Origin of the sequence: Sporosarcina sp. P37 (assembly GCF_002109365.1) — a bacterium.
Classification (GTDB): domain Bacteria; phylum Bacillota; class Bacilli; order Bacillales_A; family Planococcaceae; genus Sporosarcina.
The window spans coordinates 606,585-619,604 of sequence record NZ_CP015349.1; the positions used below are offsets into that span (position 1 = coordinate 606,585).

Annotated in this window: 11 protein-coding genes and 1 other annotated feature; of the genes, 4 read left to right on the top strand and 7 right to left on the bottom strand. The window is 46.8% G+C overall.

The features are described from left to right. Nucleotides 1–748: 748 nt before the first annotated feature. The gene (locus tag SporoP37_RS16830) at nt 749–913 is read left to right on the top strand and encodes a hypothetical protein (protein ID WP_157118612.1); all 165 of its coding nucleotides are present in this window, start codon (nt 749–751) and stop codon (nt 911–913) included. 224 nt (nt 914–1,137) lie between these two features. Here the strand turns inward: SporoP37_RS16830 and SporoP37_RS03220 are convergent, their stop codons facing one another. The 4 genes from SporoP37_RS03220 to dat form a co-directional block, all read right to left on the bottom strand. Then, nucleotides 1,138–1,983 carry a YtnP family quorum-quenching lactonase gene (locus tag SporoP37_RS03220; RefSeq protein ID WP_081244729.1) on the bottom strand — a complete coding sequence of 282 codons (846 nt, stop codon included), beginning with the start codon at nt 1,981–1,983 and terminating at the stop codon, nt 1,138–1,140. Nucleotides 1,984–2,099: 116 nt separating this feature from the next. Continuing rightward, complete coding sequence (gene trmB / locus SporoP37_RS03225; protein ID WP_085430247.1) at nt 2,100–2,744, bottom strand: tRNA (guanosine(46)-N7)-methyltransferase TrmB; 645 nt, start codon at nt 2,742–2,744, stop codon at nt 2,100–2,102. A gap of 39 nt (nt 2,745–2,783) precedes the next feature. Further along, nucleotides 2,784–3,752: an NERD domain-containing protein gene (locus SporoP37_RS03230; RefSeq protein ID WP_085430248.1), complete on the bottom strand. Its 969-nt coding sequence runs from the start codon at nt 3,750–3,752 to the stop codon at nt 2,784–2,786. After that, nucleotides 3,736–4,620: a D-amino-acid transaminase gene (gene dat / locus SporoP37_RS03235; RefSeq protein WP_085430249.1), complete on the bottom strand. Its 885-nt coding sequence runs from the start codon at nt 4,618–4,620 to the stop codon at nt 3,736–3,738. Before dat ends, SporoP37_RS03230 begins: the two co-directional genes overlap by 17 nt. 366 nt (nt 4,621–4,986) lie before the next feature. Between dat and SporoP37_RS03240 the strand changes: the two genes are divergently transcribed. Continuing rightward, complete coding sequence (locus SporoP37_RS03240; RefSeq protein ID WP_081242296.1) at nt 4,987–5,208, top strand: DeoR family transcriptional regulator; 222 nt, start codon at nt 4,987–4,989, stop codon at nt 5,206–5,208. Between the two features lie 51 nt (nt 5,209–5,259). Here the strand turns inward: SporoP37_RS03240 and SporoP37_RS03245 are convergent, their stop codons facing one another. Next, on the bottom strand, nt 5,260–5,991 hold the full coding sequence (locus tag SporoP37_RS03245; protein WP_085430250.1) for a pseudouridine synthase: 732 nt from the start codon (nt 5,989–5,991) through the stop codon (nt 5,260–5,262). A gap of 3 nt (nt 5,992–5,994) precedes the next feature. Continuing rightward, a complete protein-coding gene (locus SporoP37_RS03250) occupies nt 5,995–7,611 on the bottom strand; it encodes a putative polysaccharide biosynthesis protein (RefSeq protein ID WP_081242298.1) in 1,617 nt (538 codons plus the stop codon). Nucleotides 7,612–7,762: 151 nt separating this feature from the next. Between SporoP37_RS03250 and SporoP37_RS03255 the strand changes: the two genes are divergently transcribed. Beyond that, nucleotides 7,763–9,019 (top strand): BaiN/RdsA family NAD(P)/FAD-dependent oxidoreductase, encoded by a 1,257-nt coding sequence (locus tag SporoP37_RS03255; protein WP_099662728.1) that lies wholly within the window; start codon nt 7,763–7,765, stop codon nt 9,017–9,019. 188 nt (nt 9,020–9,207) lie between these two features. On the opposite strand, the gene leuS is transcribed toward SporoP37_RS03255, so the two are convergent. After that, a complete protein-coding gene (gene leuS, locus SporoP37_RS03260) occupies nt 9,208–11,622 on the bottom strand; it encodes a leucine--tRNA ligase (RefSeq protein ID WP_085430252.1) in 2,415 nt (804 codons plus the stop codon). 79 nt (nt 11,623–11,701) lie between these two features. Beyond that, nucleotides 11,702–11,919, bottom strand: a binding site (T-box leader). Between the two features lie 146 nt (nt 11,920–12,065). Between leuS and SporoP37_RS03265 the strand changes: the two genes are divergently transcribed. After that, nucleotides 12,066–13,019: a tRNA modification radical SAM protein MnmL/YtqA gene (locus SporoP37_RS03265; RefSeq protein WP_085430253.1), complete on the top strand. Its 954-nt coding sequence runs from the start codon at nt 12,066–12,068 to the stop codon at nt 13,017–13,019. The last annotated feature ends 1 nt before the right edge of the window (nt 13,020 follow it).

Here is a 13,020-nt window from a genome sequence, read left to right on the forward strand (position 1 = left end):
GAACTTCTTCTCCTATAAACCACGACCCGGATTGCCTCCACTAAGCAGCGCAGGCACAACTGCGGGGTCGGCCGAAGTCATGAGACAACTGGCGCGCACTTTCGCCAGCTGGCTCATGACGAAAGGCAATCCCCCACGTGCCGGCGCGGGTCCTAAAAGCTGACACTTGCTAACTCTAATCCCCAACACCTAGTCGAGCAACGCCCCAAAACCAGAGACAGAACGGCATTAAACTCACTGCGGCGCTGGCGGATGGCTACGCAATGAGCCAGACAGGAAGATCGCCTGGCTGTCTCATCGCTTCGCCCACCGCTTGTAAGGCGCCTCCGTTCAGTTAGGGGGAAAGCAAAAATGACACGTCTTTTGCTAAGGCATACCCCAGTCGGCAACGTGTCACTGCACTTCTTCTCCTATAAACCACAACCTGGATTGCCTCCACTAAGCAGCGCAGGCACAACTGCGGGGTCGGCCGAAGTCATGAGACAACTGGCACGCTCTTCGCCAGCTGGCTCATGACGTAAGGCAATCCCCCACGTGCCGGCGCGGGTCTTAACGGCGGACACTTGCTAACTCTAATCCCCAACACCTAGTCGAGCAACGCCGCAAAACCAGAGCCAGAACGGCATTAAACTCACTGCGGCGCTTGCGGATGGCTACGCGATGAGCCAGACAGGAAGATCGCCTGGCTGTCTCATCACTTCGCCGACCGCTTGGAAGGCGCCTCCGTTCAGTTAGGGGAAAGCAAAAAATGACACGTCTTTTGCCAAGGCATACGCCAGTCGGCAACGTGTCACTGCACTTCTTCTCCTATAAAACACGACCCGGATTGCTTCCACTCAGCAACGCAGGCACAACTGCGGGGTCGGCCGAAGTCATGAGACAACTGGCACGCACTTCGCCAGCTGGCTCATGACGAAAGGCAATCCCCCACGTGCCGGCGCGGGTCCTAAAAGCTGACCCTCTCCCACTTCAAACTCCAACAACCAGTCGAGCCACGTCCCATCACCAAAGCCTGAACGGCATTGAACTCACTGCGGCACAGTTCCTAACAATGGTCACTCACTAACTCTAATCCCCAACACCAGCCGCCCCGAAAGCGCATTCATTTAGTCAGCGGATAAAGCGCTGTACCTTCCCTTACCGAGTACGCGGCAGGCTGTCCACAATTGACTTCCCGTCTTCGCTGAACTTCGCCATACGATACACCGCGTCATGATAGAAAATAAACCCATAATTATTTGGAAGCGCTTCCTTCATCAAGCGCTCTTTTGCGTAAATAGAATCCATTGGATAGTCATCGTACGCAAGCACCCATAGCGGATTTGAATGCGCATGCGTCGGCATGATGTCCGCCATATGAATCAGCGTCTCGCCGCCTTGCTCCAGCTTAATCACACTGTGGCCGTCACTATGGCCGCCGGTATGAAGCATCGTAATACCCGGAACTACTTCAAACTCCCCTTCAAACGTTTCCACCTGATCCTGAATCGGCTCCCAGTTTTCCGGCCAATACGTATTGCGTGAACGGATATTCGGCTCCCGCATCTCATCCCACTCTACTTTAGATGTATAGATGACTGCATTCTTAAATACCGAAATGAGCTGATCGCCTTCCCACTGCGTCAAACCTGCTGCATGGTCATTGTGCAAGTGAGTCATTAACACTGCATCGATATCCGCCGGCGTTAAACCAAGCTCCGCCAGACTTTCCTCCACACGCGTCTCTGCTCTGACACCAAGATTGCGCTTTTTCTTCTCGTCCAGCTTTCCTTTTCCGATACCTGAATCAATTAAATAATTCTTATTTTGATATTGAATCAGTATAGGGTCTGTCCGCAGTTCAATTAAATTGTTCTCATCTGCTTCATAGCGTCTTGACCACAATGCTTTTGGCACGACGCCGAACATGGCACCGCCGTCCAGATAGTTTACGCCGCCGTCCAGCCACGTGAGTTTCATGTCATGAAAAGTTAATTGATCCAAATTAATTCCTCCCTGCAATCCTAAATATTTGCCGTAACTGACGTTATACTTTTCCACTGATCCATACAGTCCCAGCGGAAAAGAACAACGTCCGGCATCTGTCTTTCTGCTCACAGTCAGCTTTGATATTGTGCTTCCAAACGGTAAATCGGCTGGCCTTTACTCGAAAATTTCTCCTCATACTCTGTCAGTATATTATCTTCCGGCATATTCGCATGTAAATCTAAGGAGACGGAAAGTAATTTCATGCCGTAATCGGTCATGGAGACAAGTGAATATTCAAAGAGCGAACGATTATCTGTCTTGAAATGAATTTCTCCGTGTTCTTTTAAAACCTTTTCATATTTCGCCAAGAAATTTGCATGCGTAAGACGGCGCTTTTCATGGCGTGTTTTTGGCCATGGGTCGGAAAAGTTTAAATACACCCGGTCAATCTCTGACTCTGTAAAAATCGAGTCCAGTTCTTCTCCATTCATCCGCAGCAGCCGAAGATTGGATGGTTTTTCCGCCTCGATTGCTTTCTCCAGCGCGGATACGATGACATTATCAAAATGTTCAATTCCAATATAATTAATAGAAGGGTTTGCTATTGCCATCCCAATGATAAACTGTCCTTTGCCCGTACCGACTTCAATATGTATCGGTGCATCGTTACCGAACTCTTCCGACCAGTGATGCTTCTTGCTTTCCGGATCTAAAATCAGCACGTCCGGGTGTTCTGCCATGAAATCCTTTGCCCATGGCTTATTTCGTAAACGCATAATCAGTACACTCTCTCTTTTTCAGTAATATCTACTCTGTTATTCTTCTGCTGTTTCTTCTGCTTCAAACAGGCGGCTCATTGCCGTCGTTTGCGCATGATCTAAAATTGCCTGTGCCGCTTTAAATTGCGTATGTTTCATAGGACTTGGATTGCTGCTTAATTTCTCGAGCCATTGCTCATAGTTTTTGCGGTCAATTGTCGTGATTTCAAACGGCGTACCTGGATAATCAATATAGCCATTACGTGAAATGATAAGCTTCTTGATAGGCAGTTCGACTTTTGACGCTTTAAAAAATGAAGACAGGACTTTTTCCATCCGGCTGAGCGCAATTGTTGGATTGAGCACTTTCACTTCTTCTTCTCCGAACTTCTTCAGCCAAAATCTTTCCCCGCTGCCAATGTAAGCCGCCATGCGCTCATCTTCGAGCACGGTAATGCAGTAGCATGCAGTCGGTGCCAGCAGGATAATATCCAGTTCAACAGGCGCTTTATTCACTTTGACAATCGGGTAGTAAAACAACAGAAAACTATCCGGCAAACGCAGTGTCAATTGCTTCAATAATAAATCCGAATAATATTTTGGATCTACACGGGACCGGTCATACAATGTAGAACTGGCCCACTTCAATTGAAATTGAAACAATTGATCGCGGTATTCTTTTTTCAGCTGCTCTTTACTTGAAGGACGTCCTGGAATAGATGCCTGAAATTCCAGATCATGTTCCTCAAGGTCTGTTTCAGCGACTGTTTCGGCCGATTGTTCTGCAAGATCCCCTTCTTTGCGTCTGCGCCATTTTCCGAATAGTGAGGAATACCATTTTTCATTCCCTTTCACATCTTCAGATACAGTGACTGCCTGCTCTGCATACAGATCCAGCCCATATTCCCACTGATTTTTAATCCGTTTCCATTGATAGCGTTTTAAGCGGATAAACTGCGTCGGATAACGGGTTAAATCATTCTCGTAGCGGGAAATATAATCCGCCAGTTTAACTAGCTGGGCCATTTGACTCTCTTTCCTCAGCATGACCTGCCGCCGTTAACTGAGGAATTTGCCGGTTGAACGCGGACTGCAGCTTTCTCGTCAGCGGACCAGGAACTCCTTGGCCAATCGGTTGCTGATCCATCATGACAACGGGCGTTATTTCCGCATTAGTCGAAGTGAAGAAGAGTTCATCCATATCAAGCGCTTCTGCCAGCGTAAATTCTTTCTCCAAAACAGGTATTTCCAGCTCGTTTGCCAACCGCAGCACGACTCGGCGTGTTATGCCATTTAGAATGAAATGATTGGCGGGATGAGTGTGAAGCACACCGTCTTTAATGCCGAACACATTGGATGACGCGCCTTCTGTCACTAGCCCGTCGCGCACGAACAGCGCTTCCTGGCAGCCGGCTTCAATTGCATCCTGTTTAGCCAGCACATTTCCGAGCAGATTTAAACTTTTGATATCACAGCGAAGCCAGCGCATATCTTCTACTGATTTCATCGCCGCACCCATTTCAAGATTTTGCAGCGGGCGCTGACTCTCTACGGCATAGCCCATTACTACAGGCACACTGTTTTCAGGAAATTGATGCGCGCGCGGAGCGACTCCCCGTGTCACCTGCAAATAAATATGGCCGAGTGTCAGTTGATTTTCTGACTGAAGCGATTCAACGATTTCTGTCAGCTCTTCCATTGTATAAGGAAGGTTTATGCGAATCTTTTCAGCACTTTCCACTAATCGCTCCAAGTGTTCCTTCGCTGTATACAATTTACCGTCATAGACTTTGATTACTTCGTAGACTCCATCGCCAAATGCATAGCCGCGATCATCCGCTGATACTTGTATTTGATCCTCATTCAGAAATTCCCCATCTTTAAAATAGATCATACAACCGCCACCCCTTCTGTTATGAAACTCAGGCTGTCATGCCGCCGGTTTCTTCTGTTCCTATTTTTACATGTTTGATGAATAAAATCAATTACACCTTATGAGACTGGCAGACAGATTTATCAATATACTAAACATGCAGCAATCTATTAACTGTCTATTCTAACTAAATGGAATAGATAAGCGAAAATATGTGCGATTTACGCGAAAATACGTTATACTGTTGTTGTCAGGATCAATTTCTAACTATTCTGGCATAACTTTTTAGAAGGAGCGGATCAGGAAAGGTAGTCTCAAAGAATACACCAGCAGTCTTCTTTTGAAGTGTTGGAGTGAAAATATGAAGATGAAGGAGTGGTTTCTTAGATGAACCCAGCTACCGATCGCATGTTAATTCGTATCAAAGATGTCTATCTGTTCATTCGGGATAACGGAAAAGTAACGACAGAGGACGTGGCGGAGGAATTTAACATTTCCCCTCGAACTGCCCAGCGTGACTTACACGTTCTCGAGTACAATGAATTGATTAAAAACTCAGTCCGCGGCGAATGGACGACGACTTCCAAGAAAGTGAAATTACCTTCCTGATTCAGCATCCTATATACAAGTTTAACAAGCAAAAAGGCTGACGCTTTTGCATCAGCCTTTTTGCTTGGAATAATCTGCATCTATTAACTCCTGTACTTCCTCTTCCGTCAGCTCCCGATAGTCCCCGAGTTCCAGGTCCGCATCCAGCGTCAGCGGGCCCATCGTCAAACGTTTTAAATACACTACTTTTTTGCCTACCGCTTCAAACATCCGCTTTACCTGATGGAACTTTCCTTCCGTTATCGTCAGTTCAATCTCCGACAACTCATCCGAACGCAAGATGTTCAGCATTCCAGGTTTCGTTTCGTACGCATCGTCCAGCACTACGCCGTGTGCAAAAGCTTCTGCGTCTTCATTTGTCACACGGCCGGCCACCTTTGCATAATACGTCTTTGGCACTTCTTTTTTAGGCGACAATAAATTATGCGCGAGCTTGCCGTCATTTGTCAGCAGTAATAACCCTTCCGTATCTTTATCCAGTCTGCCTACCGGAAACGGTTCAAAATGCCGCTCTTCGCTTCCGAGCAAATCGATGACCGTTTGATCCCGGTTATCTTCTGTTGCAGACAGCACGCCGGGCGGCTTATGCATCATCAGATAAATAAACTCCCGATAGATCACTTCTTCACCCAATAATGAAATCGCATCTTGTTCAGGATCCACATGCTGGGCAGGATCTTTCATCACCGCCCCATTCACCCGGATCATTCCTTTTTTCAGCAGCTGCCGCACTTCTTTACGTGAACCATATCCAGTATTTGATAATAATTTATCCAGTCTCATTCATTACCCTCCGAACCCGAAGCGCTGCATAATACGTGTCAGCCGGTCTCCGAATAATTGTTGTGCAAGTCCAGATTTGAAAGCCAGGAATCCATAGATCACCATGCCGACGACTGAGCCGATCATAACATACAGCAAAGCTTGCCAGCGTCCTATCGGGATATGCACCATATTCAGCCCTTTATTTGTCAGCCAAACTCCCAGGAACATGACCGCGTTAAAAACCAGGATCAGGAACAGGCGTCTGATGACCATTTCGGATTTGTAATTCAACGCTTTCTTGATGACATACAAGTTAATGCCTACAGCTACTGAATAGCCAATCGCAGTGGCTGCAATCGCACCATTTACCTCAAACAGCTTAATCAGCGGAATATTGATGAGCATTTTCACCAGCAGCCCAAGCAATGAAGTGAATACGATCCATTTGTGATGATCAATTCCCTGCAAAATTGCCGCCGTTACCGTGAACATCGCAAACAGAATCGCAACCGGTGCATAGGAAGCCAAGACACTTGCCCCCGCCACATCATACTCATACAAAAACTGATAGACTTCACTATTGAGCACAATCAAACCAATCACCATCGGAATGGTCAGAAACAACATAATTTGATACGTCTGATCAAGTGAACGCGTGACGCCTTTTTGATTTTTCATCGTATAATCTTTCGTAATGATCGAAATGAGCGCCATCGAAAAACCCGTTGCGACCATTACAGGAATCATAACAATTTTATGTGTTAAAAAATTAAGCTTCGTTAAATATAAGTCAGACACACTGGCGAGCCCAATAGATTTCATCGCACCGTTGAACGTAACCATATCGACGAATTGATAGATTGGATTAATCGTTCCCACCAGCACAAACGGCAATACATAAGCGAATACTTCTGTATAGATTTGCTTCAGCGATACAGAGCTTGCAGGCGGGCTGTTCGACAATAAATAATCAAATTCCTCCTGATACTTCTTCCAGTAATGATACAGGCTCCATAACCCAGCAAGCGCGCCGATAAATGCGGCAAACACGGCAAACTGCACAGCGATTCTCGGCGACAGATCGAGCACATTGACGACTACAAATGCCCCAGCGAGCACGACGATGATGCGCACAATCTGCTCGATTAATTGAGACACCGATGTCGGTTCAAACTTCTGATAGCCTTGCAGAAACCCCCGTCCGATACTGAGCAGCGGCACGGCAAGCAACGCAAAGCTGACCCAGCGAATGACTGTCGCAATATCCTGTACAGTAAATATCTGTTCTTCATCTTTAATGACAAGCTCCGCAATAGGATTCGCAAGGAAAAACAATGCCAGAAATGACAGCAGGCCTGTTGCAGACATGATCACCATACCCGATTTCATCAGTTTCCGTCCGGTCGCATAATCACCGAGCGCATTGTACTTTGAAACAAATTTGGAAATAGCTAGCGGTGCTCCTGATACTGCGACCGCAAGCGCTAAATTATAAGGTATGTATGCATATTGATAGAGTCCGACACTTTTTTCACCGACAATTGCATAAAACGGTATTACATAAAGCAGACCAAGTGCCTTCGATAAAAATAAGCCAATCGTTAAAATGGCTGTGCCTTTCAGTAAATTCGATGCCATAATTGATTCCTTCCATTCCTAAAGAGATACTTGTATAGTTTACCCCTCGGCACGCTTTTGCACAATCTTTAACTGAATTCAAAATCAAAAAGCAACCCGGCGTATATGGTGTATAATGATAGACAAAATGAGAAGAAAGCGTGGTTCTACAATGTATGATGTAATCGTAATCGGCGGCGGACCTTCAGGCTTAATGGCCTCCATTGCGGCAGCCGAACAAAAAAAGCGTGTCTTGCTGCTGGAAAAAGGCCGAAAGCTCGGCAATAAATTAGCCATTTCAGGCGGCGGCCGGTGTAACGTCACAAATCGGCTGTCCCATGAAGAAATCATTAAACATATTCCAGGCAACGGAAAATTCTTGTACGGTCCGTTCTCTGTTTTCAACAATCAGGATATCATCCAGTACTTCGAAGGACTCGGCGTCCCATTAAAAGAGGAAGATCACGGCCGAATGTTTCCTGTTTCCAATAAATCCAAAGACGTTGTCAATGCCCTCTTGAATCAACTGGATGAACTCGGTGTGGAAATCCGTTTGGAAAGCCGTGTACAAAAACTGCTGATGGACGATGAAAAAATTCTGGGTGTCCAGCTGGATGACGGGGAAGAACTGCGTGCACATGCAGTAGTCGTGGCGGTCGGCGGCAAGGCAGTTCCCCAAACGGGCAGCACCGGCGACGGCTACCCGTGGGCGAAACGTGCAGGACATACCGTCACACCGCTGTATCCGACGGAAGTTCCTTTGCTGTCAAAAGAACCTTTCATTGCTTCGAAGGAACTGCAGGGTCTCGCACTGCGCGATGTGAAAGTATCCGTTTTGAACAAGAAAGGGAAAACACTCGTCACACATCAGATGGATATGCTGTTTACCCACTTTGGTGTAAGCGGCCCTGCGATATTGCGGTGCAGCCAGTTCGTCGTCAAAGAACAGATGAAAAACGGCAGACAGCCCGTCCTGCTGCAAATTGATTCCATGCCTGATCAGCATGAAGAGCAAGTCACGCAAATGATCACTAAGATTTTAAAAGAGGAGTCCAAAAAACAAGTAAAGACGTCATTGAAAGGACTCGTTCCGGAACGGTGGCTGCTGTTTCTGCTAAAGCAAGCCGGAATCGATGAAACGGCAATCGGAGCAGACATCAGGCGAGATTCAATTCGGACGCTCGCAAGCCTGTTTAAAACATTTCCTGTCTATATCACCGGGACGCAGCCGATCGAGAAAGCATTCGTCACAGGGGGCGGTGTGTCTGTGAAAGAAGTCGAACCGAAAACAATGGCTTCACGGAAGAAGTCCGGACTGTTTTTCTGCGGCGAGATTTTGGATATCCACGGCTACACGGGCGGCTATAATATTACTGCCGCGCTCGTCACGGGACGCCTTGCAGGAATGAATGCAGGTTTGATGAATTGAGTTTTTAGGTATGAGCGCTTGACAGGCTGGTATGATCACTTGGCCGTCGGCTATGAGCGCTTGACCAACAAGTATGATCACTTGCAGGATTTATTGAGCGCCTCCCCGCCCAAATGATGTTCCTGCACTTCACACACAAAAAAAAGCCGGCCGAAGGATTTTATCTTCGGCCGGCTTTCGTTATGTTATTAACCAGCTACAATATTTACCAGGCGTCCAGGAATCGCTATGATTTTCTTCAATTCCTTGCCTTCCATCCACTGTTTCACATCTTCATTTTCCAGAGCCGCCTGTTCCAGCTCTTCTTTCGCAGAATCTTTTGGTACAGTAATTTTTGCACGGATTTTTCCGTTGATTTGCACTGCAACTTCTACCGTATCATCCGACAGCTTCGATTCATCAAATGTCGGCCACTGTGCATACGCGATCGATTCTGTATGTCCGAGTTTGGACCACAGTTCTTCTGCCAAGTGCGGCGTGACCGGTGAAATTAATAAAATGAATCCTTCGATATACGCTTTCGGCAATTTCTCTGCTTTATAGCATTCATTGATGAATACCATCAGCTGAGAGATGGCGGTATTATTGCGCATGCTCTCGAAATCTTCCGTAACTTTTTTAACAGTCTGGTTATACACTTTCTCAAGCGATCCGCCAGTTTCATCAGTCAATTTGCCGGTCAGTGTGTCATCCTCATTGACGAGCAAACGCCAAATGCGGTCAAGGAAACGGCGTGACCCGTCCAGCCCGTTCGTTGACCATTCTTTCGATGCATCAAGCGGACCCATGAACATTTCATAAATACGCAATGTATCTGCACCGTGTGAATGAACGATATCATCCGGGTTGATGACATTTCCGAGTGATTTGGACATTTTCACATGACCTTCACCTAAGATCATTCCCTGATTGAAGAGCTTCTGGAACGGCTCTTTCGTTTGAACGACACCAATGTCATACAATACTTTGTGCCAGAAACGCGCATACAATAAGTGAAGTACCGCATGCTCTGCACCGCCTACGTAAATATCTACCGGCAGCCAGCGCTCGGCCAATTTCGGGTCAATGATCATTTCATCATTTTTCGGGTCGATATAACGCAGATAATACCAGCAGCTTCCCGCCCATTGCGGCATCGTATTCGTTTCACGGCGTCCTTTCATTCCCGTTTCAGGATCGACAACATTCACCCACTCTGTAATATTCGCAAGCGGTGATTCACCCGTTCCGCTCGGCTTAATATTATCCGTTACCGGCAGCATCAACGGCAATTCAGATTCGTCGACAGTTGTCATCGTGCCGTCTTCCCAGTGAATTACAGGAATCGGCTCGCCCCAGTATCTCTGACGGGAGAATAACCAGTCACGCAAACGATACGTGATTTTGCGTTCGCCTGTGCCTTTTTCTTCAAACCATTCGATCGCTTTTGTGATCGCTTCTTCTTTGCCTAATCCATTCAGGAAGTCCGAATTCACATGCTCCCCTTCTCCTGCATAGGCTTCCTCTTCAATATTCCCGCCTGCTACGACTTCGATAATCGGCAGATCAAATGTTTTTGCAAATTCATAGTCCCGTTCATCATGTGCCGGAACCGCCATGATGGCACCTGTCCCATATGTCGCCAAAACATAATCCGCAATCCAGATCGGCATTTTCTCTCCGCTTGCCGGGTTAATGGCATATGCACCAGTGAATACACCTGTTTTTTCTTTCGCTAAGTCTGTACGCTCAAGATCACTCTTTGATTTCACTGCGCTAATATAATTTTCAACCGCTTCACGCTGAGCATCCGTTGTAATTTCGCTAACCAATTTATGTTCAGGTGCCAATACCGCATACGTTGCACCGAAAATCGTGTCAGGACGTGTAGTGAATGCTTCGAATGAATGATCCGTATCCGCGATGTCAAATGTCAGTTGCGCACCTTCTGAACGGCCAATCCAATTTCGCTGCATATCTTTCAGGCTTTCTGGCCAGTCAAGGTCATCCAAGTCTTCCAGCAGACGGTCTGCATATTCTGTAATACGAAGCACCCACTGGCGCATCGGACGGCGTTCTACCGGGTGATTTCCGCGCTCGGACAATCCGTCGATCACCTCTTCATTCGCAAGCACTGTTCCGAGTGCCGGACACCAGTTAACAGGCACTTCATCAATATACGCAAGACCGCGCTTATACAATTGAATGAAAATCCACTGTGTCCACTTATAATAGCTAGGGTCTGTCGTGTTGATTTCCCGGTCCCAGTCGTAAGAAAATCCAAGGTCCTGCATTTGACGCTTGAACGTCGCGATATTTTTCGCTGTGAATTCAGCCGGGTCATTCCCTGTATCGATTGCATACTGTTCAGCAGGCAATCCGAATGCATCCCATCCCATTGGATGCAGCACGTTGTATCCTTGCTTGCGTTTGAAAGCACTTAGAATATCCGTCGCGATATAGCCGAGCGGATGTCCTACGTGCAGACCTGCGCCGGAAGGATACGGGAACATATCCAATGCATAAAACTTCGGCTTCGATGGATCATCAACCATCTTGTACGTGCCATGATCCTGCCAATATTGTTGCCATTTCTTTTCAATTTGCGTGTGCTTATAACTCATTTGAAAAACTCCTCCATTGTCATGCGAATTCAGCTTCTTGTATTAGTGTATACAGATAAAAAAGACTCCCGTCCCTGTGAAAAGGGACGAGAGTCTGTATAATTTCCCGCGGTACCACCCAAATTGACGGACTGCGCCGTCCAACTTGATTCCTTAACGCGGAGTACGGTATCAGCTACAAGTATTCACCAATACAGGCTCAAAGGCGAGTTCGTTCGACGCTATTACAGACTTGCACTGACCGTCTGCTCTCTAAAATGTAGCGGTAGAAGTACTATTCCTCATCAAAGCCTTCATTATTTTCTTCAGTTTACCCGAAACAACGGCTGATTACAAGCCTTCTCTGTTGCTTTTTGTCGCAAAGCAAACAATTCGTGCGATTTGTGGTGTGATATCGCTGTATATTCCATGGTACAATGTCTTTTGTAAAGGAGCTGTACATAATGAATACAATCAATTTTCCGTTTCCGAGCGAAGGGAAACGATACCATACATGGTCAAGACATCTAAAGGATACATTCGGCTGTAAAATCGCGAAAGTGGCATTAGACGCTGGCTTTGACTGCCCGAACCGTGACGGCACAGTTGCGCATGGCGGCTGTACGTTTTGCAGCGTGGCGGGTTCAGGCGATTTTGCCGGAGACCGCGTCGATACGATAGAGGTCCAATTCGCTGAAATCAAAGAACGGTCCCAGCGCAAATGGAAAGACGCGAAATACATGGCATATTTCCAGGCATATACGAATACGCATGCCCCCCTCCCTGTTCTGAAAGAAAAGTTTGAAGCTGCGTTGGCACAGGAAGGCGTAGTCGCGTTGTCAATTGCCACGCGTCCTGACTGCCTGCCGGATGACGTTGTGGAATATTTGGCTGAGCTGAACGAACGCACCTATCTTTGGGTGGAACTCGGCCTGCAAACCGTCCATGAGTCTACAGCCAAACTCGTTAACCGGGCACATGATTTCGAATGTTATAAAGAAGGCGTCGACAAGCTGCGCAAACATAATATTAATATTTGCAGCCATATCATCAACGGACTGCCCGGTGAGACAGAAGAAATGATGATGGAAACTGCCCGTGCGGTAGCAAAGCTCGATGTACAGGGCATCAAAATACATTTGCTTCACTTATTAAAAGGCACGCCTATGGTAAAGCAATATGAAAAAGGCAAGCTCAAATTCCTGACGAAGGAAGCTTATATTAATCTGGTGGTGGATCAGCTGGAAATTATCCCGCCTGAAATGATTGTGCACCGTATTACAGGCGACGGTCCGATTGACTTATTGATTGGACCGATGTGGAGCGTCACCAAGTGGGAAGTTCTGAACGGCATTGACCGGGAACTCGAGCGGCGCAATAGCTGGCAAGGTAAAAAACATCTGCAAGAGGTGAAATAAC